The 22,566-nt window shown below is 70.4% G+C and carries 22 protein-coding genes; 17 read left to right on the forward strand and 5 right to left on the reverse strand.

Features of this window, described 5'->3' with window-relative positions:
- The first annotated feature begins 90 nt into the window (after positions 1-90).
- Complete coding sequence (locus tag FBY22_RS06645) at positions 91-1,218, forward strand: ferrochelatase (RefSeq protein WP_142143159.1); 1,128 nt, start codon at positions 91-93, stop codon at positions 1,216-1,218.
- 8 nt (positions 1,219-1,226) lie between these two features.
- Positions 1,227-2,042: an inositol monophosphatase family protein gene (locus FBY22_RS06650; protein ID WP_142143160.1), complete on the forward strand. Its 816-nt coding sequence runs from the start codon at positions 1,227-1,229 to the stop codon at positions 2,040-2,042.
- 139 nt (positions 2,043-2,181) lie between these two features.
- On the opposite strand, the gene FBY22_RS44105 is transcribed toward FBY22_RS06650, so the two are convergent.
- Positions 2,182-2,346: a hypothetical protein gene (locus tag FBY22_RS44105; RefSeq protein ID WP_174267099.1), complete on the reverse strand. Its 165-nt coding sequence runs from the start codon at positions 2,344-2,346 to the stop codon at positions 2,182-2,184.
- A gap of 447 nt (positions 2,347-2,793) precedes the next feature.
- On the opposite strand from FBY22_RS44105, the gene FBY22_RS06655 reads away from it, so the two are divergent.
- From FBY22_RS06655 to FBY22_RS06670, 4 genes are all read left to right on the forward strand, one after another.
- On the forward strand, positions 2,794-3,447 hold the full coding sequence (locus FBY22_RS06655) for a response regulator transcription factor (protein ID WP_003993508.1): 654 nt from the start codon (positions 2,794-2,796) through the stop codon (positions 3,445-3,447).
- 6 nt (positions 3,448-3,453) lie between these two features.
- Positions 3,454-4,686 (forward strand): HAMP domain-containing sensor histidine kinase, encoded by a 1,233-nt coding sequence (locus FBY22_RS06660; protein WP_142143162.1) that lies wholly within the window; start codon positions 3,454-3,456, stop codon positions 4,684-4,686.
- A 405-nt stretch (positions 4,687-5,091) separates the two neighbouring features.
- Positions 5,092-5,388 carry a DUF4193 domain-containing protein gene (locus tag FBY22_RS06665; RefSeq protein ID WP_005481602.1) on the forward strand — a complete coding sequence of 99 codons (297 nt, stop codon included), beginning with the start codon at positions 5,092-5,094 and terminating at the stop codon, positions 5,386-5,388.
- A gap of 13 nt (positions 5,389-5,401) precedes the next feature.
- Complete coding sequence (locus FBY22_RS06670) at positions 5,402-6,361, forward strand: hypothetical protein (protein ID WP_142143164.1); 960 nt, start codon at positions 5,402-5,404, stop codon at positions 6,359-6,361.
- Between the two features lie 16 nt (positions 6,362-6,377).
- Here the strand turns inward: FBY22_RS06670 and FBY22_RS06675 are convergent, their stop codons facing one another.
- The gene (locus FBY22_RS06675; RefSeq protein WP_142143166.1) at positions 6,378-6,851 is read right to left on the reverse strand and encodes a DUF3093 domain-containing protein; all 474 of its coding nucleotides are present in this window, start codon (positions 6,849-6,851) and stop codon (positions 6,378-6,380) included.
- A gap of 58 nt (positions 6,852-6,909) precedes the next feature.
- Between FBY22_RS06675 and FBY22_RS06680 the strand changes: the two genes are divergently transcribed.
- The 9 genes from FBY22_RS06680 (at position 6,910) to FBY22_RS06720 (ending at position 15,501) form a co-directional block, all read left to right on the forward strand.
- The gene (locus tag FBY22_RS06680; protein ID WP_142143168.1) at positions 6,910-7,494 is read left to right on the forward strand and encodes a PaaI family thioesterase; all 585 of its coding nucleotides are present in this window, start codon (positions 6,910-6,912) and stop codon (positions 7,492-7,494) included.
- The gene (gene dut / locus FBY22_RS06685; protein ID WP_142143170.1) at positions 7,491-8,042 is read left to right on the forward strand and encodes a dUTP diphosphatase; all 552 of its coding nucleotides are present in this window, start codon (positions 7,491-7,493) and stop codon (positions 8,040-8,042) included. The genes FBY22_RS06680 and dut overlap by 4 nt, the downstream gene beginning before the upstream one ends.
- A gap of 1 nt (position 8,043) precedes the next feature.
- Positions 8,044-8,811 carry a DUF3710 domain-containing protein gene (locus tag FBY22_RS06690; RefSeq protein WP_142143172.1) on the forward strand — a complete coding sequence of 256 codons (768 nt, stop codon included), beginning with the start codon at positions 8,044-8,046 and terminating at the stop codon, positions 8,809-8,811.
- 154 nt (positions 8,812-8,965) lie between these two features.
- On the forward strand, positions 8,966-10,144 hold the full coding sequence (locus tag FBY22_RS06695) for an alginate lyase family protein (RefSeq protein WP_142143174.1): 1,179 nt from the start codon (positions 8,966-8,968) through the stop codon (positions 10,142-10,144).
- A gap of 61 nt (positions 10,145-10,205) precedes the next feature.
- Positions 10,206-10,901: an ABC transporter ATP-binding protein gene (locus tag FBY22_RS06700; protein ID WP_142143176.1), complete on the forward strand. Its 696-nt coding sequence runs from the start codon at positions 10,206-10,208 to the stop codon at positions 10,899-10,901.
- A gap of 122 nt (positions 10,902-11,023) precedes the next feature.
- Positions 11,024-13,585 (forward strand): sensor histidine kinase KdpD, encoded by a 2,562-nt coding sequence (locus FBY22_RS06705; protein ID WP_142143178.1) that lies wholly within the window; start codon positions 11,024-11,026, stop codon positions 13,583-13,585.
- Complete coding sequence (locus FBY22_RS06710) at positions 13,582-14,268, forward strand: response regulator (RefSeq protein ID WP_142143180.1); 687 nt, start codon at positions 13,582-13,584, stop codon at positions 14,266-14,268. Before FBY22_RS06705 ends, FBY22_RS06710 begins: the two co-directional genes overlap by 4 nt.
- 90 nt (positions 14,269-14,358) lie before the next feature.
- Positions 14,359-14,757 carry an OB-fold nucleic acid binding domain-containing protein gene (locus FBY22_RS06715; protein ID WP_142143182.1) on the forward strand — a complete coding sequence of 133 codons (399 nt, stop codon included), beginning with the start codon at positions 14,359-14,361 and terminating at the stop codon, positions 14,755-14,757.
- Positions 14,758-14,760: 3 nt separating this feature from the next.
- On the forward strand, positions 14,761-15,501 hold the full coding sequence (locus FBY22_RS06720) for a DUF3159 domain-containing protein (RefSeq protein WP_142143184.1): 741 nt from the start codon (positions 14,761-14,763) through the stop codon (positions 15,499-15,501).
- Positions 15,502-15,670: 169 nt separating this feature from the next.
- Here FBY22_RS06720 and FBY22_RS06725 read toward each other — a convergent pair whose 3' ends face one another.
- Positions 15,671-16,348: a TrkA family potassium uptake protein gene (locus FBY22_RS06725; protein ID WP_058922491.1), complete on the reverse strand. Its 678-nt coding sequence runs from the start codon at positions 16,346-16,348 to the stop codon at positions 15,671-15,673.
- Entirely contained in the window at positions 16,348-17,019 is a 672-nt protein-coding gene (locus FBY22_RS06730) for a TrkA family potassium uptake protein (RefSeq protein WP_142143186.1), read from the reverse strand. The genes FBY22_RS06725 and FBY22_RS06730 overlap by 1 nt, the downstream gene beginning before the upstream one ends.
- A 392-nt stretch (positions 17,020-17,411) precedes the next feature.
- Between FBY22_RS06730 and FBY22_RS06735 the strand changes: the two genes are divergently transcribed.
- Together FBY22_RS06735 and FBY22_RS06740 are read left to right on the forward strand one after the other, a co-directional pair.
- On the forward strand, positions 17,412-19,475 hold the full coding sequence (locus FBY22_RS06735; protein ID WP_142143187.1) for an APC family permease: 2,064 nt from the start codon (positions 17,412-17,414) through the stop codon (positions 19,473-19,475).
- 93 nt (positions 19,476-19,568) lie between these two features.
- Positions 19,569-20,897: a class I SAM-dependent RNA methyltransferase gene (locus FBY22_RS06740; RefSeq protein ID WP_142143189.1), complete on the forward strand. Its 1,329-nt coding sequence runs from the start codon at positions 19,569-19,571 to the stop codon at positions 20,895-20,897.
- Positions 20,898-20,978: 81 nt separating this feature from the next.
- On the opposite strand, the gene FBY22_RS06745 is transcribed toward FBY22_RS06740, so the two are convergent.
- Positions 20,979-22,415 carry an endo-1,4-beta-xylanase gene (locus FBY22_RS06745; RefSeq protein ID WP_142143191.1) on the reverse strand — a complete coding sequence of 479 codons (1,437 nt, stop codon included), beginning with the start codon at positions 22,413-22,415 and terminating at the stop codon, positions 20,979-20,981.
- Positions 22,416-22,566: the final 151 nt, after the last annotated feature.

Raw genomic sequence — 22,566 nt, forward strand, 5'->3', positions numbered from 1 at the left:
TACAGCGCCGATACAGCTTACAAACCGGGAACCCGGACCGTCACCCCCGCCGTTTCCCGGCTGTCAGTACCGGATGACAGGATTCGACCCATGCGAGACGTGCTCGACGCCACCCCCTACGACGCCCTGCTCCTGCTGTCCTTCGGCGGTCCCGAAGGCCCTGACGACGTGATCCCGTTCCTGGAGAACGTCACCCGCGGCCGGGGCATCCCCAGGGAACGCCTGAAGGAAGTCGGCGAACACTACTTCCTCTTCGGCGGGGTCAGCCCCATCAACGACCAGAACCGCGCGCTGCTGGACGCCCTGCGCAAGGACTTCGCGGACCACGGTCTGGACCTGCCGATCTACTGGGGCAACCGCAACTGGGCCCCGTACCTGACCGACACCCTGCGCGAGATGACCGCCGACGGCCACCGCCGCATCCTGGTCCTGGCCACCAGCGCCTACGCGTCGTACTCGGGCTGCCGCCAGTACCGCGAGAACCTGGCGGACTCGCTCGCCGCCCTCGAAGCCGAGGGACTCGACCTGCCCAAGGTCGACAAGCTGCGCCACTACTTCAACCACGAGGGCTTCCTGGAGCCCATGATCGAGGGCGTCCTGCGCTCGCTGGCCGACCTGCCGGACGACGTCCGCGAGGGCGCCCACATCTCGTTCTCGACCCACTCGATCCCCACGGCCTCCGCGGACACCTCCGGCCCGGTCGAGGGCCACGGCGAGGGCGGCGCCTACGTCAGGCAGCACCTGGAGGTGGCCGGGCTGATCGCCGACGCCGTCCGCGAGCGCACCGGCGTCGACCACCCCTGGCAGCTGGTCTACCAGTCCCGCTCCGGCGCCCCGCACATCCCGTGGCTCGAGCCGGACATCTGCGACCACCTGCAGACCCTGCACGAGTCGGGCGCTCCGGCCGTCGTCATCGCCCCCATCGGCTTCGTCTCGGACCACATGGAGGTCCTCTACGACCTCGACACCGAGGCCAAGGCCAAGGCCGAGGAACTCGGCCTTCCCATGCGCCGCTCGGCCACGGTGGGCGCCGACCCGCGCTTCGCGGCGGCCGTCCGCGACCTGATCCTGGAGCGCGCGGCCACCGAGCGCGGCGAACAGCCCCCCCTCTGCGCGCTGGGCGCGCTCGGCGCCAGTCACAACCTGTGCCCCGTCGGCTGCTGCCCCGCCCGCGGCCCCAAGCCGGCCGCCGCCGGCGTCGACAGCCCCTACGCGTGAGGAGCCCCGTGAGCGACGCCCTGCACCAGGAACTCCTCGACCTGGCCCGGGAGGCGGCCCGCCGGGCGGGCGACCTCCTGCGGGACGGCCGTCCGGCCGACCTGGCGGTCGCACGGACCAAGTCGAGCCCGATCGACGTCGTCACCGAGATGGACATCGCGGCGGAGAAGCTGATCACCGACCTGATCTCCGCCCGCCGCCCCGACGACGGCTTCTTCGGCGAGGAGGGCGCCGACACCCCGGGCACCAGCGGAGTGCGCTGGGTGATCGACCCCCTGGACGGCACGGTCAACTACCTCTACGGGCTGCCCACCTGGTCGGTGTCCATCGCGGCAGAACAGGACGGAGAGACGGTCGTCGGGGTCGTGGCGGTCCCGATGCGCGGCGAGACCTTCCACGCGGTACGCGGCGGCGGCGCCTTTGCCACGGGCGCGTGGGAGGGCGAACGCGCCCTGTCCTGCCGCCCGGCCCCGCCCCTGGATCAGGCCCTGGTCTCCACCGGCTTCAACTACGTCTCCGAGGTCCGCACCCACCAGGCCGAGGTGGCCGCACGGCTGATCCCGCTGCTCCGCGACATCCGCCGCGGCGGCTCGGCCGCGGTCGACCTCTGCGACCTGGCGGCGGGCCGCCTCGACGGCTACTACGAGCGCGGTCTGAACGCCTGGGACTACGGCGCCGGCGACCTGATAGCCCGGGAAGCGGGCGCCCTGACCGGTGGACGCCCCGGAGGACGCCCCTCCACCGCCCTGACGGTCGCGGGCACCCCCGGCGTCTTCGAGCCCCTCCAGCGCCTCCTGGAGGACTTCGGCGCCTGGCACGACTGAGGGCCGCCCAGCGGGTAGGCACGCATACGGCGGCCCAGCGCGTAAGCACGCGTACGGCCGCCGAGCGCATACGCACGCGAAGGGACCCCGGCGCTGGATTCGCCGGGGTCCCTTCGCTCGCTCACGGGCCGATCAGACGCTAGGCGCCAACTTCCACACCGTGCTCGGCGGCGAGGCGGCGCAGGTCGTCGAGTTCGCCCTGCTCGACCTCGACGAGGAAGTCGTCGCCCTCGTCACGAGCCCGCGTCAGGTCGGACTCGGTCGCCTTTATGCGCTGCAGAAGTCCCGTGGTGAATGCATCCATGCTGCGCCCCCTCGTCCTGGGTCGTGGGTCGGTGGCACGGGGGTGTGCCGTTCGGAAGGGGCGATCACGTCTCCATCAGGTGCCCGGCACAGTCCCGCGCCGGGCGGCGACGGTGCCGAACACCCACGCCCACTCTGCGGAAAGCGGATTGCGCCGTGCCGCATGGTGTTGCGGCACAAGCAGAGCGTGATCGCGGGGTATGAACCGTCCTCCCCCCGGTCCCTTCCACGGAAACCTCAACCGGACGAAAAACTCCCGCATTCCCGCGCCCCACACCTGTCCTTCATCTTGAGACAACCCCCGTTCCACCGCCGCCCCGCACACCCCGCCCCCGTCTTACAGCCGACTTACGGGCGAAAAAGGCAGGATGGAGACACACATCCCGGAAGACCCCCTGCCCGCGTGCCCGCAAGGTGCTGCGTGGGTGGACACAGGAAGGAAAACGACGTGCGCGTACTCGTCGTCGAGGACGAGCAGCTGCTCGCCGATGCGGTGGCCACCGGACTGCGCCGGGAGGCCATGGCCGTCGACGTCGTGTACGACGGTGCGGCCGCCCTGGAGCGCATCGGCGTCAACGACTACGACGTGGTCGTCCTCGACCGCGACCTCCCGCTGGTGCACGGCGACGACGTCTGCCGCAAGATCGTCGAACTCGGCATGCCCACGCGCGTGCTGATGCTCACGGCGTCCGGTGACGTCAGCGACCGGGTCGAGGGTCTGGAGATCGGCGCCGACGACTACCTCCCCAAGCCCTTCGCCTTCAGCGAGCTGATCGCACGCGTGCGTGCCCTCGGCCGGCGCACCAGTGTCCCGCTGCCGCCCGTCCTGGAGCGCGCGGGGATCAAGCTCGACCCCAACCGCCGCGAGGTCTTCCGGGACGGCAAGGAGGTCCAGCTGGCGCCGAAGGAGTTCGCCGTACTGGAAGTGCTCATGCGCAGTGAGGGCGCCGTCGTCTCGGCCGAGCAGCTGCTGGAGAAGGCCTGGGACGAGAACACGGACCCGTTCACGAACGTCGTGCGCGTCACCGTGATGACCCTGCGCCGCAAGCTGGGCGAGCCGCCGGTCATCGTCACCGTGCCCGGCTCGGGCTACCGGATCTGATCCCCCATGGCCACAACACCCGCGCCGCCCCAGGCGCCCCCGAAGCCCACCTGGGACCCGAGGACGCCACAGCTGCCCTTCCCGTGGCTGCGCCCGACCATCCGCATACGGCTCACGTTGCTGTACGGCGGCATGTTCCTGATCGCGGGCATACTGCTGCTGTCGATCATCTACCTGCTGGCCGCACACGCGCTGAGAGTGGGCAGCGAGCTGCCCTTCAAGATCCTCTCCGGGTCTGTGGGCAGCAGCACCTGCAACTTCCCGGCCCAGCCGTCGGCGGCAGAGCTCAACACCGCGATGAACCAGTGCGTCAACCAGCAGCGCCAGCACGCCCTCGACGACCTCCTCAGCCGCTCCCTCCTCGCCCTCCTCGGCCTCGCCGTGATCGCCTTCGCCTTCGGGTACGCGATGGCCGGCCGGGTGCTGTCGCCGCTCGGCCGGATCACCCGTACCGCCCGCGCGGTGGCCGGCTCGGACCTGTCGCGGCGGATCGAGCTGGACGGCCCGGACGACGAGCTCAAGGAGCTGGCCGACACCTTCGACGACATGCTGGAGCGTCTGCAGCGTGCCTTCACCGCACAGCAGCGGTTCGTCGGCAACGCCTCGCACGAGCTGCGCACGCCGCTGGCCATCAACCGCACGCTGCTGGAGGTCCACCTCTCAGACCCGAACGCGCCGGTGGAGCTGCAGCAGCTCGGCAAGACACTGCTGGCCACGAACGAGCGCAGCGAGCAGCTCGTGGAGGGCCTGCTGCTGCTCGCCCGCAGCGACAACCAGATCGTCGAGCGCAAGCCCGTCGACCTCGCCGAGGTGGCCGCCCAGGCGGTCGACCAGGTGCACGCCGAGGCGGAGGCCAAGGGCGTGGTGATCCGCGGCGACCAGAAGCCGGCCGTCGTCCAGGGCAACGGCGTACTGCTGGAGCGGATCGCACTCAACCTGGTGCAGAACGCCGTGCGGTACAACGTCCCCGAGGACGGCTGGGTGGAGGTCACCACCGAGGTCCAGCACGGCCAGGCGGTCCTGGTGGTGTCGAACACCGGTCCGGTGGTACCCGCGTACGAGATCGACAATCTCTTCGAACCGTTCCGGCGACTGCGCACCGAGCGCACCGGCAGCGACAAGGGTGTCGGCCTCGGCCTTTCCATCGCCCGGTCGGTTGCCCGGGCGCACGGCGGGCACATCTCGGCTCAGCCTCGTGAGGGGGGTGGACTGGTGATGCGGGTCGCACTCCCTGTCTGAGATCATGTCGCCGACATACGGGCCTGTTCGCTTTGCGCGGAATTTTCCGACCTGGAAAAAGCCGCGGAAGAGGTGGGTCCGTGTGTGATCGATCACAAGGGCGATTTTCCGGCCATCTACTCTCCGTGATCATGAACAGCGCCGTAAAGCCGGGAAAATCCGGGTTTTCGGGTGTCTTGATCACGGGAAGTACAGGTGGAGATGCCTTTGAAGTGCGGCACAAGGACCGTGTACGGTCCGGTTCGCCATCCAAGCCGATCACTCTTGAGGGGTCCGGTTGGGTGTCGATTGAGTAACAGACCTTGATGTGAGGCAAAATCTCCGCCTCGAGGCGGGCACAAGTCCGGCCTCTCACGCGTTACGTGCGCTGGAGACACCCGCAGACACCCAGAGGGGGAGAGCGAAATGGCAACGGATTACGACACCCCACGCAAGACCGACGACGACGTGGACTCCGACAGCCTTGAAGAGCTGAAGGCCAGGAGGAACGACAAGTCGACCTCGGCGGTCGACGTCGACGAGTTCGAGGCCGCAGAGGGCCTCGAACTGCCCGGAGCCGACCTCTCCAACGAGGAGCTGGCCGTCCGGGTACTGCCCAAGCAGCAGGACGAGTTCACGTGCATGAGCTGCTTCCTGGTGCACCACCGCAGCCAGCTGGCCCGGGAGAAGAACGGTCAGCCGATCTGCCGCGACTGCGACTGAGGCCGGGTCGGCCGTGACTGGCTCGACCCCACCTCGGAAGCGCCGCTTCCTCCTGCCGGGAGCGGACAAGGGACCGATGGAGGGTCCCCACGCGCGTGACGACGAGCGAGGCTCATCCGGTACGACACCCGGTGACATGGGAAGCACCGGATCTGCCTCGCTCGCATCGGCCGACCGGGCTGACCTCCCGGAGCCGTACCAGAACGAGCCCGCGCCCGTCGCACGGACGGGGGTCCCCCCGGCCCTGCGCAGCCGAGGCCGGGGGAAGGCCGCGGCCATCCGCGACAAGGCACGCGAAGGCGTGCGCAAGAGCGGCAGCCGGGCCAGAGCGGGCCTGGCGTACCTCGCCGACCGGATCATCGACAACGCCCCGCGGATCCCCGTACGCGACCTCGCGACGCTCCGCAGGCAGTTCCCGGGCCTAGGGCCCGAACAGCTCGCCGACAAGCTCGTGGCGGGTGCGGCGAGCGCCACCGCGACGGTGGGAGCGGGCGTCGGAGCCGCCGCCATGCTTCCGGTACCGCCCGCCATGCCGACCGAACTGGCCGCCGAGATCACCGGCGTGGCCGCGATCGAACTGAAGCTGATCGCCGAACTCCACGAGGTCTACGGAGTACGCCCGCCCGGCAACCTCAAGGAGCGCAGCACCGCCTACCTGAACTCGTGGTCGGGGGAGCGCGGTGTCGACGTGACAAAGCCGTCGAGCTTCGGCGGCGCGGTCAACACCCGCATGAAGCAGCAGCTGCGCCAGCAGATCATGAAGCGCGTGGTGCGCGACCTGCCCAACCTGATGCCGTTCATGGTGGGCGCCGCCGTGGGCGCGGTCATGAACCGCAGGGACACCAGAAGGCTCGCCGAGCGCATCCGCAAGGACCTGCGCAAGATCCAGGTGCCCTGGGACGCGCTGCCGCAGCTGCCGCCCCTGGAGGCGCCGAGGCACCCCCTGGAGCTGGAGGACGGCTCGCTGGGCTAGCGGCCCGTCGCCTCCCTCACATGCCCTGTGCGGCCGCTTCCCGGGCGGCCTTGATGGCCTCGGCGAGCCGCTCGGGCTCCCGCGTCGACAGATACAGGTAGGGCGTCGGGTCCTCGGGGTCCGTGACCTCCACCTTCAACGCCCTCGGGATGTAGGCGCGCAGCAGCAGGAAGGCGCGTGTGTCGGCCTTGTAGGTGCGCCAGGCCCGCGCCTCCTCCGGCTCCAGGACCTCCGCCTCGCCCAGCACCGTCACCGGGACCTTCGCCTCGCCCGCGATCAGCGAGCCGCCCACCACGCGGATGCGGACCGACCCGTACGAGCTCGCCACGACCGCCGCGGCCGCCGTACCGCCGACCAGGCCGCCGAGCAGGGGCAGTGTGCCGAAGGGCAGCAGGATCAGGGCGAAGGAGACACCGATCAGGAACGAGACGACCCACCAGGAGCGGGGGGCGGTGAGGCGTTCCTCATAAGGGGCGGTGGAGAGCTGCATGGAGCCAAGCTTGGCACGGTGTCCGGATATGGCCGACGCGCGGGTAAGGTCTGCGGCTGTGAGTGGTACTTCCGCAGCTCTCAAGCCCCCGGCCGACGCGGTGAATCCCGTACGGCACCCCGATGCTCCCGCGCCCGGTGAGCTGCTCGGCGCGCACTACGGACAGTGTTTCGGGTGCGGCGGCGAGCAGCCCCATGGGTTGCACCTGGAGGCCCGGGCCGGCGAAGGCGTCACGATCACCGCCGAGTTCACCGTGCAGCCCGCCCACCAGGGCGCCCCCGGGCTCGCCCACGGCGGGGTGCTCGCGACCGCGCTGGACGAGACCCTCGGCTCCCTGAACTGGCTGCTGCGCACGATCGCCGTGACGGGCCGGCTGGAGACCGACTTCGTGCGGCCGGTGCCGGTCGGCACCACCCTGCATCTGACGGCCGAGGTCACGGCGGTGGCGGGCCGCAAGATCTACTCGACCGCCGTCGGGCGACTGGACGGCCCCGAGGGCCCGGTCGCGGTCCGCGCGGACGCCCTCTTCATCGAGGTCAAGGTCGATCACTTCATCGACAACGGCCGTCCGGAGGAGATCCGGGCCGCGATGAGCGACCCCGACCAGCAAAGGCGCGCCCGCGCCTTCGAGGTGAACCCGTGAGCCGTGAGCCCCTGAACGTGCTGATCCGGCGCGTCGACGCGGACGTACCGCTTCCGTCGTACGCGCACCCCGGCGACGCGGGAGCCGATCTGCGCACCACCGAGGCGTGCGAACTGGCGCCCGGCGAGCGGACCGTGCTGCCCACCGGGGTGTCGATCGCCCTCCCCGAGGGGTACGCGGCCTTCGTGCACCCCCGATCCGGTCTCGCCGCCCGCTGCGGTGTCGCTCTGGTGAATGCCCCGGGGACGGTTGATGCCGGGTACCGTGGGGAGATCAAGGTGATCGTGGTGAATCTCGACCCGCGCGAGAGCGTGCGGTTCGAGCGCTTCGACCGGATCGCCCAACTGGTCGTCCAGCAGGTCGAGAAGGTCCGCTTCCAGGAGGTCGCGGAACTGCCCGACTCGGCTCGGGCCGAAGGGGGCTTCGGGTCCACCGGAGGACATGCGGTGGTGACCGGTACGAACAGCACAAGCGGTCAGGCCGCCGTGGGCGGCACTACGGGTGGGAATCGATACGCTTCGGTCGTATCCGACCGGGAAGGACAGTGACGTGTTCGGACGTCGCAAGAAGAAGGGTGCCGCCGACGACGCGGCCGGCGAGGCCGAGCAGGTCGTCGACAGTGTCGACACTGAGGCGGACGACGTAGCGGAGGAGGCCGAGCGCGAGCGCGTACGGCTCGAGCCCGAGCCGCGGCCCGACGGGCCCTGGGACAGCACCGAGGTGCGCGACCCCGCCGAGGGCCGCGTGGACCTCGGTGGACTCTTCGTCCCCGGGGTCGACGGCATGGAGCTGCGGGTCGAGGTCGCCGGTGACGCGATCGTCGCGGCGACCGTGGTGCTGCGCGACAGCGCGATCCAGCTGCAGGCCTTCGCCGCGCCCAAGCGCGAGGGCATCTGGGGCGAGGTGCGCGAGGAGATCGGCGCCGGCATCACCCAGCAGGGTGGCATCGTCGACGAGGTCGAGGGCCCCCTCGGGTGGGAACTGCGCGCCCAGGTGCCGGTGCAGCTGCCGGACGGCACGGGCGGCTTCCAGGTCGTCAGGTTCGTCGGTGTGGACGGCCCCCGCTGGTTCCTGCGGGGCGTGATCTCGGGCCAGGGCGCGGTGCAGCCGCAGGCGGCCGGGCTGCTCGAGCAGATCTTCCGGGACACCGTCGTCGTCCGCGGCGAGGGCCCGATGGCGCCGCGCGACCCGATCGTACTGAAGCTGCCGAACGACGCGCAGATGGTCCCCGAGGGCTTCCAGCAGGAGGAGTCCTCGCGCTTCTCCGGCGGTATGGGCCAGCTCCAGCGCGGTCCGGAGATCACCGAGGTCCGCTGACCGGGAGCAGTACGGGAGCCGCACCCTTCGGGGTGCGGCTCTTTCATGTGCGTGACCCCTTGACGACCCATTGGTCTGTACCTACCGTCTCGCCAACGCGTCTGTTCATAAAGGCGCTTCGCGTTCATATACGAGAACGGAAGGCCCCCCACGTATGCGCAGAACCGCTCTCCTCGCATCCGTCTCCGCCCTTGTCGTGGGCATGATTGCCTGGCCGGCCGCGCGCCACGCCGACGCCGCCCCCGCCACCTTCGTCCACCCCGGCGTCACCGTCTCAGCCGCCCAACTGGACTTCGCCCGCGGCAAGGTCGACTCCGGCGCCCAGCCCTGGAAGGGCGCCTTCGACCAGATGATGGCGAGCAAGTACGCCGACCTGAACCGCACGCCGAAACCACGGGCCACGGTCGAGTGCGGCTCCTACTCCAACCCCGACTACGGCTGCACGGACGAGCGCCAGGACGCGATCGCGGCCTACACCGACGCCCTCGCCTGGTACATCACCCGCGACGACCGGTACGCCAGGAAGTCGATCCAGCTGATGGACGCCTGGTCCGCCGTGCTCAAGGAGCACACCAACAGCAACGCCCCCCTGCAGACCGGCTGGGCCGGCTCCTCCTGGCCCAAGGCGGCCGAGATCATCAAGTACACCTACCCCGGGGGCTGGGCGAACTCCGGGCGCTTCGCGACCATGCTCCGCGACGTCTACCTCCCCGAGGTGATCAACGGCTCCCACTCCAACGGCAACTGGGAGCTGTCGATGATGGAGGCCGCCGTCGGCATCTCCGTCTTCCTGGAGGACAGAACCTCCTACGACAGGGCCATGGCGAAGTTCCGCACCCGCACCGCCGCCTACGTCTACCTCTCCTCCGACGGCGACCTGCCCAAGACCGTCCCCAGCCAGAACCTCGACACCAAGGCGAAGATCGTCAACTACTGGCAGGGGCAGTCCACCTTCGTCACCGGCCTCACCCAGGAGACCTGCCGCGACCTCACCCACACCGGGTACGGCATCTCCGCGATCTCCCACATCGCCGAGACCAGCCGCATCCAGGGCCAGGACCTGTACGGCACCGACGTCGGCGAACGGCTGCGCCAGGCCCTCGGCTTCCAGTCCAAGTACCAGCTCGGCGCGGCCGTCCCTAGCTGGCTGTGCGGCGGATCGCTGAACCTCGGCCTCGGTCCCGTCACCGAGGTCGGCTACAACGCCCTGCACAACCGGCTGGGCATCGCCATGACCAACACCCAGACGCTGACCCAGCAGCAGCGCCCGGCCGGCAGCAACAACCTCTTCGTCGCCTGGGAGACCCTCACCCACGGCGACAACCCCGCCTGAACCCGTTGATCGGCCGGGCGCCGGCGGCGATACTGGCGCCCGGTCCGACGGGGGAGAAGACATGGGCAGCCAGGTGGTCACCGAGACCATGGTGCGCGTCGAGAACGTCCACAAGACCTACGGGCGCGGAGCCGCCGCCGTGCACGCGCTGCGCGGCGTCTCCCTCGACATCCCGCGTGGCGAACTCGTCGCCCTCAAGGGCCGCTCGGGCTCGGGCAAGACCACGCTCCTCAACATCGTCGGCGGCCTCGACGCACCCGACGAGGGCAGGATCGTCGTCGACGGCCTCGACCTGGCGGAGCTCGGCGAGGACGGGCTGCTGGCCCTGCGCCGGGACCGCATCGGCTTCGTCTTCCAGTCCTTCGGGCTCATCCCCATCCTCACCGCCGCCGAGAACGTCGGCGTCCCCATGCGGCTGCGCCGGACCGAGGTGCGCGAGCGCGAGGAACGCGTCGAACTGCTGCTCGCCCTGGTGGGCCTCGCCGACCACGCCGGGCAGCGGCCCGGCGAGCTCTCCGGCGGCCAGCAGCAGCGGGTCGCCATCGCCCGCGCCCTCGCCAACAGTCCCGCGCTGCTCATCGCCGACGAGCCCACTGGCCAGCTCGACGCCGAGACCGGGCACGCCGTCATGGAGCTCCTGCGCGCCGTCGTCCACAGCGAGAACGTCACCGCGCTGGTCGCCACGCATGACGCCACCCTGCTCGACCTCGCCGACCGGGTGCTGGAGCTGAGCGACGGCGAGATCGTCGAGCACTGAGGCACCGCGCGTCAGAGTCGCGTCAAAGACGGCCTCCTGGCCGGTCACGGAACGATATGCCGCGATTGTTGGCCGTAAGGTCGACGCTGCGTGGGCGACAGTGACCGGAAGACAATGAGGCCATGGGACGCGGCAAGCTTCGGATCTACCTCGGTGCGGCACCCGGCGTCGGCAAGACCTACGCCATGCTCTCCGAGGCGCACCGGCGCGTCGAACGCGGCACCGACTGCGTGGTGGCCTTCGTGGAGCACCACGGCCGGCCGAGCACCGAGGTGCTGCTGCACGGCCTGGAGCAGGTGGAGCGCCGCGAGCTGGAGCACCGCCGGGCCGTCTTCACCGAGATGGACGTCGACGCCGTGCTGCGCCGCGCACCCGCCGTCGCCCTCGTGGACGAGCTCGCCCACACCAACGTTCCCGGCTCCCGCAACCGCAAGCGCTGGCAGGACGTGGAGGAATTCCTCGCGGCCGGCATCGACGTCGTCTCCACCGTCAACATCCAGCACCTGGAGTCACTCGGCGACGTCGTCGAGTCCATCACCGGCGTACGGCAGCGGGAGACCGTGCCGGACGAGGTGGTGCGCAGGGCCGACCAGATCGAGTTGGTCGACATGTCCCCCGAGGCCCTGCGCCGCCGTATGGCGCACGGCAACATCTACACCTCGGACAAGGTCGACGCGGCCCTGTCCAACTACTTCCGGCCCGGCAACCTCACCGCCCTGCGCGAGCTGGCGCTGCTCTGGGTCGCCGACCGGGTCGACGAGTACCTCCAGCGCTACCGCAGCGAGCACCGGGTGTCGAGGATCTGGGGTTCGCGGGAGCGGATCGTGGTCGGGCTGACCGGCGGCCCGGAAGGACGCACGCTGATCCGCAGGGCCGCGCGGCTGGCCGAGAAGGGCGCGGGCGGCGAGGTACTGGCGGTCTACATAGCCAGCAGCGACGGCCTGACGTCCGCCTCGCCCGACGAACTGGCCGTCCAGCGCACCCTCGTCGAGGACCTGGGCGGCACCTTCCACCACGTCGTCGGCGACGACATACCGGCCGCCCTGCTCGCCTTCGCCCGCGGGGTCAACGCCACCCAGATCGTGCTCGGCGTCTCGCGCCGCAAGAGCTGGCAGTACGTCTTCGGGCCCGGCGTCGGCGCCACCGTCGCCCGGGACTCCGGTACCGACATCGACGTCCACCTCATCACGCACGACGAGGCCGGCAAGGGGCGCGGGCTGCCCGTGGCGCGCGGCGCGCGGCTGGGACGGTCCCGGATCATCGGGGGCTGGGCGGTCGGAGTGGCCGGCCCCGCGATCATGGCCGTGCTGCTCTACACCGTCCACCTCGGCCTCGCCAACGACATGCTGCTGTTCCTGTCGGTGACGGTCGCGGCGGCGCTGCTCGGCGGCCTGCTGCCCGCGCTGGCCTCCGCGGCGGTGGGCTCGCTGCTCCTGAACTACTTCTACACACCGCCCCTGCACCGCTGGACCATCGCCGACCCCAAGAACATCGTCGCCATCGTCATCTTCGTGGCCGTCGGGGCCTCCGTCGCCTCGGTCGTCGACCTCGCCGCCCGCCGCACCCACCAGGCGGCCCGGCTGCGCGCCGAGTCGGAGATCCTGTCCTTCCTCGCGGGCAACGTGCTGCGCGGCGAGACCGGCCTGGAGGAGCTGCTGGAGCGGGTCCGCGAGACCTTCGGGATGGAGTCCGCGGCCCTGCTGGAGCGGTCCGGCGACCACGACCCCTGGACCTGCGCGGGCCGGGCCGGCGTCGGACCGCCGGTGGGACGGCCGGAGGAGGCCGACGTGGACGTGGCGGTCGGCGACCACATCGCCCTCGCGCTGACCGGGCGCGTGCTGCCCGCCGAGGACCGCCGGGTGCTGGCCGCGTTCGCCGCGCAGGCCGCCGTCGTACTGGACCGCAGGCGCCTGCTGGAGGAGGCCGACCGGGCCCGCGCGCTGGCCGAGGGCAACCGGATCCGCACGGCCCTCCTCGCCGCCGTCAGCCACGACCTGCGCACCCCGCTCGCCGGGATCAAGGCCGCCGTGTCGTCCCTGCGCTCGGACGACGTGGCCTGGTCCGAGGAGGACCGGGCGGAGCTGCTGGAGGGCATCGAGGAGGGCGCCGACCGCCTCGACCACCTCGTCGGCAACCTCCTCGACATGTCCCGCCTGCAGACCGGCACGGTCACCCCGCTGATCCGCGAGGTCGACCTCGACGAGGTGGTGCCGATGGCGCTGGTCGGCGTGGACCAGGACGGTGTCCGGCTGGACGTCCCGGAGACCCTGCCCATGGTCGCCGTCGACGCCGGTCTCCTCGAACGGTCGATGGCCAACCTGGTGGAGAACGCCGTCAAGTACAGCCCGCCGGGCAAGCCGGTGCTGGTCGCCGCCAGCGCCCTCGCCGACCGGGTCGAGGTCCGGGTCGTCGACCGCGGCCCCGGCGTCCCCGACGAGGCCAAGGAACGCATCTTCGCGCCCTTCCAACGCCACGGCGACGCCCCGCGCGGCACCGGCGTGGGCCTCGGCCTCGCGGTCGCCCGCGGCTTCGCCGAGGCCATGGGCGGCACCCTCGAGGCCGAGGACACCCCCGGCGGCGGGCTCACCATGGTCCTCACCCTGCGTGCGCAGGCACCGCAGGCACCGCAGGCACCGCAGCCCGTACCGCCGCCGCAGGAACAGCCGGAAAGGCAGGCCACATGACCCGGGTGCTCGTGATCGACGACGAGCCGCAGATCGTGCGCGCCCTAGTGATCAACCTCAGGGCGCGCGAGTACGAGGTCGACGCGGCGCACGACGGCGCCACCGCCCTCCGGCTCGCCGCCGCCCGCCACCCCGACGTGGTCGTCCTGGACCTCGGCCTGCCCGACATGGACGGCGTCGACGTCATCCGCGGCCTGCGCGGCTGGACCCGGGTGCCGATCCTGGTGCTCTCCGCCCGGCACACCTCCGACGAGAAGGTCGAGGCCCTCGACGCGGGCGCCGACGACTACGTCACCAAGCCCTTCGGCATGGACGAGCTCCTCGCCCGCCTGCGCGCCGCCGTCCGCCGCGCCGAGCCCGTCGGGGCCGGCGAGGACGAGGTCACGACCGTGGAGACCGAGGCTTTCACCGTCGACCTGGCCGCCAAGAAGGTCAACCGCGGCGGCAGGGACGTCCGGCTGACCCCCACGGAATGGCATCTGCTGGAGGTGCTGGTCCGCAACACGGGACGGCTGGTCGGCCAGCGACAGCTGTTGCAGGAGGTGTGGGGGCCGTCGTACGGGACGGAGACCAACTACCTGCGGGTGTACATGGCGCAGCTGCGCCGGAAGCTCGAGTCTGATCCGTCACATCCCCGGCATTTCATCACCGAACCGGGCATGGGTTACCGGTTCGAGAAGTAGCAGCTGCGGACCCGGGGCGGGAACCGGCCCGGGTTCGGGGCGTCGCCCCGCGGGTACGAAGGTGTCAGTGCACCCCGGTACGCTTCAGATATGAGTGCTGTTCCTCGTTCCGAAAAGCCGGTGGGCCGGTTCCGGCGCATGCTCGACCGGCTCTCCTCCTCGCAGGAGGACCTGGAGTCCGAGGAGCTGCGGGAGGATGCCGAGACGGCGGGATGCACGCGGATCGGTGACTGCCACGACCGACAGATCGTCACGGTTACTGGTACCTTGCGCACGGTCACCCTGCGGCCGCGTGCGGGCGTCCCGGCCCTGGAGGCCGAGCTCTTCGACGGCTCCGCCGCGCTGGACGTGGTGTGGCTCGGGCGGCGTTCCATCGTCGGGATAGAGCCCGGGCGCAGACTGATCGCATCGGGCCGGATCTCAATGAGCCGGGGCCGCCGGGTGCTGTTCAATCCGAAATACGAACTGAGACCCCTCGGACGGGAGTAGCCGGTGACGTCGCTCGACAAGCCGACCGAAGACACTCAAGCCGACGACGCGCGGGCGGTCACCGAGGCCGCCCTGTTCGAGGCGTTCGGCGGAGTGCGGGGCATGGTCGAGACGGTGCTGCCCGGCCTGCTCTTCGTCACCATCTTCACGATCAACAAGGACCTGCACTGGTCGGCCATCGCCGCCCTCGCCGTGTCCCTGCTGCTCGTGGTGGTCCGACTGATCATGCGGGACACCGTCAAGCACGCGTTCAGCGGCGTCTTCGGCGTCGCGTTCGGTGTCGTGTTCGCGATGATGACCGGCAACGCCAAGGACTTCTACCTCCCCGGCATGCTCTACACCCTGGGCCTGGCGCTGGCGTACATCGTCACGACCCTGTGCGGTGTCCCCCTGATCGGTCTGATCCTCGGCCCGGTCTTCAAGGAGAACCTCTCCTGGCGCACCCGCAACCCCGGCCGCAAGAAGGCGTACGCCAAGGCCAGTTGGGCCTGGGGCCTGATCCTGCTGGCCAAGTGCGCGATCCTCTTCCCGCTGTACTGGTGGGCCAACACCGCGCAACTGGGCTGGGTGCTCGTCGCGTTGAAGATTCCGCCGTTCCTGCTGGCGGTCTGGCTGACGTGGGTCTTCCTGGCGAAGGCGCCCGCGCCGATCGACGTGTTCGCGGAGATGGAGGCGGAGGAGGCGGCCGCTGCGGAGGCGGAGAAGGCTGAGGCGGCGGGGGGTCGGCACCGTCGGGAGGTCTGAGCTCGGCGTCTCGGTGGGCGTTGCTGGGGGCTGCCGCCCCCAGGCCCCCGCTGTCGGCCCTGTGGGCCTCGTCCTCAAACTCCCCCAGAGGGGGTACCCCCGGACGGGCTGAGTGGGAAAGGGCGCCCCCTGATCAGGGGGCGCCCTTTCCTGTCGTAGTGCACAGCCGCTAGTCCGTGACGTCCTCGCGGCGGACCGACAGCAGGTCCTCCAGTTGTTCCTCGCGGGCCTGGGCGGCGACGAACAGCAGCTCGTCGCCCGGTTCCAGGGAGTCGTCGCGGGACGGGGTGAGGACCCGGGTGCCTCGGATGATCGTGACCAGGGAGGTGTCCTCCGGCCACTCCACGTCGCCGACCTGGGTGCCGGCCAGGGCCGACTCCTCCGGGAGGGTCAGTTCCACGAGGTTGGCGTCGCCGTGGCTGAAGCGCAGGAGGCGGACCAGGTCGCCGACGCTCACCGCCTCCTCGACCAGGGCCGACATCAGGCGAGGGGTGGAGACGGCGACGTCCACGCCCCAGGACTCGTTGAAGAGCCACTCGTTCTTGGGGTTGTTCACCCGGGCCACGACGCGCGGGACGCCGTACTCCGTCTTCGCCAGTAGGGACACGACCAGGTTGACCTTGTCGTCGCCCGTCGCCGCGATGACGACGTTGCAGCGCTGGAGCGCCGCCTCGTCCAGGGACGTGATCTCGCAGGCGTCGGCCAGCAGCCACTCCGCCTGGGGGACGCGCTCGACCGAGATGGCGGTCGGCGCCTTGTCGACGAGCAGGACCTCGTGACCGTTCTCCAGCAGTTCGCCCGCGATCGAGCGACCCACCGCGCCAGCACCGGCAATGGCGACCCTCATCAGTGACCGCCCTCCTCTTCGGGACCCTTGGCGAAGGACGCCTCGACCTTGTCGACCTCGTCGGTGCGCATCATCACGTGCACCAGGTCGCCCTCCTGCAGCACCGTCTGCGAGGTGGGCAGGATCGCCTCGCCGAGGCGGGTCAGGAACGCCACGCGGATGCCCGTCTCCTCCTGCAGCTTGCTGATCTTGTGACCGACCCAGGCGGCGGAGGCGTGCACCTCGGCGAGCTGTACTCCGCCGGTCGGGTCGCGCCACAGCGGCTCGGCGCCCGAGGGGAGCAGCCGGCGCAGCATCTGGTCGGCCGTCCAGCGGACGGTCGCCACGGTCGGGATGCCCAGGCGCTGGTAGACCTCCGCACGGCGGGGGTCGTAGATCCGGGCCGCGACGTTCTCCACGCCGAACATCTCGCGGGCGACGCGCGCCGCGATGATGTTGGAGTTGTCGCCGCTGGAGACGGCGGCGAAGGCGCCGGCCTCCTCGATGCCGGCCTCGCGCAGGGTGTCCTGGTCGAAGCCGACGCCGGTGACCCGGCGGCCGCCGAAGCCCGGGCCGAGGCGGCGGAAGGCGGTGGGGTCCTGGTCGATCACGGCGACCGTGTGCCCCTGTTGCTCCAATGTCTGGGCCAGAGCGGAACCCACTCTTCCGCAGCCCATGATGACGATGTGCACGACCGTCCTTCCGAATGTCCAAAAACTACTGCTCGGCATCAGGGTCTCAGACCGACGCCCAAGCTACACACGCGCGGTACGACGCCGGGAGCCCCGTGCACGGTTGCTGTCATGTCCGTGATCTCAGCGACGGCCGATGCTGCGGACGCTCGCAAGTGTCAGGAATCCGAGGCCCACGAGGGTCGCGACGGCGCCGATCAGTTCTGCGGGGGCGTGCATGAAACCTCCAGAGGTCGGCGACGGCCGGGAAAGTGGGCGGTGTTTGTCATATAGGCATGCGGACCCGCTGAGCTGCGGAATCCGCAGCCGGAGCCGTCCTCGATTTCACCCAGTGGGCAGATCGGGGGTGGCGGGTGGTTGCGCACCCGTTCGAACGCCTACGATGCTCAGTTGTGTCCAAACTGACCGACGTGCCCAAACGGATCTTGATCGGGCGCGCACTGCGCAGTGACCGGCTGGGTGAAACGCTCCTGCCGAAGCGCATCGCCCTCCCCGTCTTCGCCTCCGACCCGCTGTCCTCCGTGGCCTACGCCCCTGGAGAGGTGCTGCTGGTCCTGTCCATCGCGGGCGTGTCGGCGTACCACTTCAGCCCCTGGATCGCCCTCGCGGTCGTCGTGCTGATGTTCACCGTGGTCGCCTCCTACCGGCAGAACGTGCACGCCTACCCCAGCGGCGGCGGCGACTACGAGGTGGCGAACACCAACCTCGGCCCCAAGGCGGGGCTGACCGTGGCCAGCGCCCTGCTCGTCGACTACGTCCTCACCGTGGCCGTCTCGATCGCCTCCGGCATCGAGAACCTGGGCTCCGCGGTGCCGTTCGTGGTCCAGCACAAGGTGCTGTGCGCGGTCGGGGTGATCGTGCTGCTCACCCTGATGAACCTGCGCGGCGTGAAGGAGTCCGGCAAGCTCTTCGCGATCCCGACGTACGTCTTCGTCGGCGGCGTCTTCATCATGATCGCGTGGGGCGCCTTCCGCGGGCTGGTGCTGAACGACACCCTGCGCGCGCCGACCGCCCAGTACACGATCAAGGCCGAGCACCAGGGGCTGGCCGGCTTCGCCCTGATCTTCCTGATGCTGCGCGCCTTCTCCTCCGGCTGTGCCGCGCTCACCGGTGTCGAGGCGATCTCCAACGGCGTCCCGGCGTTCCGCAAGCCGAAGTCGAAGAACGCGGCGACCACGCTCGCCGCGATGGGCCTGCTCGCCGTCACCATGTTCTGCGGGATCATCGTCCTCGCCCTGACCACCAAGGTCCGCATGGCCGAGAACCCGGCCACCGACCTGCTCAAGCACGGCGTGGGGGTCGGCGCCGACTACGTCCAGAACCCGGTGATCACCCAGGTCGCCGAGGCCGTCTTCGGCAAGGGCAGCTTCTTCTTCGTGGTGCTCGCCGCGGCCACCGCGCTCGTGCTGTTCCTGGCCGCCAACACGGCCTACAACGGCTTCCCCGTGCTCGGCTCGATCCTCGCCCAGGACCGCTACCTGCCCCGCCAGCTGCACACCCGCGGCGACCGCCTCGCCTTCTCCAACGGCATCGTGCTGCTGGCCGGCGCGGCGACCCTGCTCGTGGTGATCTACGGCGCCGACTCCACCCGGCTCATCCAGCTGTACATCGTCGGCGTGTTCGTGTCCTTCACACTCAGCCAGACCGGCATGGTCCGCCACTGGAACCGCCACCTCGCCACCGAGAAGGACCAGGCCAAGCGCCGTCACATGATGCGCTCGCGCGCCATCAACACCTTCGGTGCCTTCTTCACCGGCCTGGTGCTGGTCGTCGTCCTCGTCACCAAGTTCACCCACGGTGCATGGGTCGCGCTGCTGGGCATGTGCATCTTCTACGCGACGATGACGGCCATCCGTAAGCACTACGACGGCGTGGCCGCGGAGCTCGCCGCCCCCGAGGGCCCGAGCGACGACAGCCTGCGCCCCTCCCGCGTCCACTCGGTCGTACTGATCTCCAAGATCCACCGCCCCGCGCTGCGCGCCCTCGCCTACGCCAAGCTGATGCGCTCCGACACCCTGGAGGCGCTCACCGTCAACGTCGACCCGGCGGAGACGAAGCTGCTCAAGGAGGAGTGGGAGCGGCGCGGCATCGAGGTACCGCTGAAGGTGCTGGACTCGCCGTACCGCGAGATCACGCGGCCGATCATCGAGTACGTCAAGGGGCTGCGCAGGGAGTCGCCGCGCGACGCGGTCTCGGTGATCATCCCCGAGTACGTGGTGGGCCACTGGTACGAGCACCTGCTGCACAACCAGAGCGCGCTCCGGCTCAAGGGCCGCCTGCTGTTCACACCGGGCATCATGGTCACCTCGGTGCCCTACCAGCTGCAGTCCTCCGAGGCGGCGAAGAAGCGGGCCCGCAGGCGCCAGGAGTGGAACGCTCCCGGTTCGGTGCGGCGCGGTCCCGCCGAGCAGGGCCGGCCGAAGGAGCACTCCGGCACCTCGGGCGGCAAGGGCTGACCCCCTCGCCGGTCAACGGCCGGGCGACACCCACGTAGACTGGTGGGCTGTTGTCCGGCCGTCGTTCTCTCTCATTTCTGGAGTCACCCCACCATGCAGGCACAAGAGAAGAAGTCGCTGGTGGGGGAGGAGTACGAGGTCGAGATCGGCCCCGTCGCCCACGGCGGGCACTGCGTCGCGCGCACCGACGACGGCCAGGTGCTGTTCGTCCGGCACGCGCTGCCCGGCGAGCGGGTCGTGGCCCGGGTGACCGAGGGCGAGGAGGGCGCGCGCTTCCTGCGCGCGGACGCCGTCGAGGTGCTGGAGGCGTCCAAGGACCGCATCGAGGCACCCTGCCCCTACGCCGGTCCCGGTCGCTGCGGCGGCTGCGACTGGCAGCACGCCAAGCCCGGGGCCCAGCGCCGGCTCAAGGGCGAGGTCATCGCCGAACAGCTGCGGCGGCTCGCGGGGCTGACGCCCGAGGAGGCCGGCTGGGACGGCACGGTGATGCCGGCCGAGGGCGACAAGCTGCCGGCCGGCGAGGTGCCGCAGTGGCGCACGCGGGTCCAGTACGCGGTGGACGCCTCCGGGCACGCCGGTCTGCGCCGGCACCGCTCGCACGAGGTCGAGCCGATCGAGCACTGCATGATCGCGGCGCCGGGCGTGAGCGAGCTGGGCATCGAGGACCGTGACTGGTCCGGGATGGCGTCCGTCGAGGCGATCGCGGCCACCGGCTCCCAGGACCGCATGGTGATCCTGGAGCCCCGGCCGGGTGCCCGGCTGCCCCTCGTCGAGCTGGACAAGCCCGTCTCCGTGATGCGCGTCGAGGAGAAGGACGGCGGCATCCACCGCGTCCACGGCCGCGCCTTCGTCCGTGAGCGGGCCGACGGCCGGACCCACCGGGTGGGCAGTGGCGGCTTCTGGCAGGTCCACCCGATGGCCGCCGACACCCTCGTCAAGGCGGTCATGCAGGGCCTGTTGCCGCGCAAGGGCGACATGGCGCTGGACCTGTACTGCGGTGTGGGCCTGTTCGCCGGCGCCCTCGCCGACCGCCTCGGCGACAAGGGCGCGGTCCTCGGCATCGAGTCCGGCAAGCGGGCCGTCGAGGACGCCCGGCACAACCTCGCCGACTTCGACCGGGTTCGCATCGAGCAGGGCAAGGTGGAGACCGTACTGCCCCGCACGGGCATCAGCGAGGTCGACCTGATCGTCCTGGACCCGCCGAGGGCGGGCGCCGGCCGCGCCACGGTGGAGCACCTCTCCTCACTGGGCGCCCGCAGGATCGCCTACGTCGCCTGCGACCCGGCGGCCCTGGCCCGCGACCTGGGCTACTTCCGGGAGGGCGGCTACCGGGTACGGACGCTGCGGGCGTTCGACCTGTTCCCGATGACGCATCACGTGGAGTGCGTGGCGATCCTGGAACCGGTCGCGAAGGGCGCCTGACCCGCTGGTCCCCTTCGGCTCCGCGTGCCGATGGCCGGGGTCGCCGCCATCACGGCGGCGACCCCGGCGGGGCAGGCTCGCTCAGGAGCGGGTCCAGTGCTGGTTGCTGCCGTTCGAGCAGGAGTAGAGCTGGATCAGGGTGCCGTTGGCGGTGCCGGCTCCGACGGCGTCGAGGCAGAGACCGGACTGGACGCCGACGATGGATCCGTCGGAGTTGAGGCGCCACTTCTGGTTGTCGCCGCCCCAGCAGCTGTAGATCTGCACCTTGGTGCCGTTGCCGGTGCCGGCCGCGTCCAGGCACTTGTTGCCGTAGACCCTGAGCTCGCCGGCGTCGGTGAGCGTCCACTGCTGGTTGGTGGCGCTGTTGCAGTCCCACAGCTGGACCTGCGTGCCGTCGGTGGTGGCGGCGTTGGGCACGTCCAGGCAGCGGCCCGAGCCGACGCCCTTGATCTGCCCGCCTCCCGTGGGGGGAGGTGTGGTGGTGGAGCCGCCGTTGAGGGCGTTGAGGACGCCGGTGTAGGCGGGCTTCTTGCTGCCGTCGTTGTTGAACAGCAGCGGCGTGTCACCGGAGCGCCAGGAGTCGCTGTCGCGCACACCCCAGACGGTGATGCCGAGGCAGCGCGAGACGGCCAGGCAGTCGTTGGTCACGGCGGCGTAGGTCGAGGACGAGGCGCCCTGGATGTCGAGTTCGGTGATGGCCACGTCGACGCCGAGAGCGGCGAAATTCTGCAGTGTGGTGCGGAAGTTGCTGTTGTAGGGGCTGCCGCTGTTGAAATGCGACTGGAACCCGACGCAGTCGATCGGCACGCCGCGCTGCTTGAAGTCCCGGACCATGTTGTACACGCCCTGGGTCTTGGCCCAGGTCCAGTTCTCGATGTTGTAGTCGTTGTAGCAGAGCTTGGCGGCCGGGTCGGCGGCGCGCGCGGTGCGGAAGGCGACCTCGATCCAGTCGTTGCCCGTGCGTTGCAGGTTGGAGTCCCGTCGGCCTCCCGAACTGCCGTCGGCGAACGCCTCGTTCACGACGTCCCACTGGGCGATCTTGCCCTTGTAGTGGCCCATCACGCCGTTGATGTGGTCGATCATCGCCTGGCGCAGTGAGCTGCCGCTGAGGCTCTGCATCCAGCCGGGCTGCTGGGAGTGCCAGGCCAGTGTGTGGCCGCGCACCCGCTTGCCGTTCTGGACCGCCCAGTTGTAGACACGGTCGCCGGCGCTGAAGTTGAACTGGCCCCGCTGCGGTTCGGTGGCGTCGATCTTCATCTCGTTCTCGGCCGTCACCATGTTGAACTCGCGGGCCGCGATCGACGTGTACGCCGAGTCGCCCAACCTGCCCGAGGCGATGGCGGTGCCGAAGTAGCGGCCGCTCTGTGCCGCCGCGGCACCGAGCGTGGTCTCGGCGGCGTGCGCGTTCGGCGGCACGGCCAGTGCGGTGACCACACCGAGGACGCCGGCGACCAGTGCCAGGCGCAGGGCGCGGGTCTTTCGGTGGATGACGGATCTGGGAAGGGCGTACGAGCCCATGACTGTTCCTCCGGGGTTGACATCACGGATGGACTGAAGTGCGGGGGAAGCGCAGGGGGACTGTGTCGTCCGCCCATGTGGTGCGCACCTCACCGGAACGAAACGAGGTGACGCAGGTGACGTGGGGTGCGGCTCTGTCATGCGGCCGGTC

The sequence above is a fragment of the Streptomyces sp. SLBN-31 genome (genome assembly GCF_006715395.1).
GTDB lineage: Bacteria > Actinomycetota > Actinomycetes > Streptomycetales > Streptomycetaceae > Streptomyces.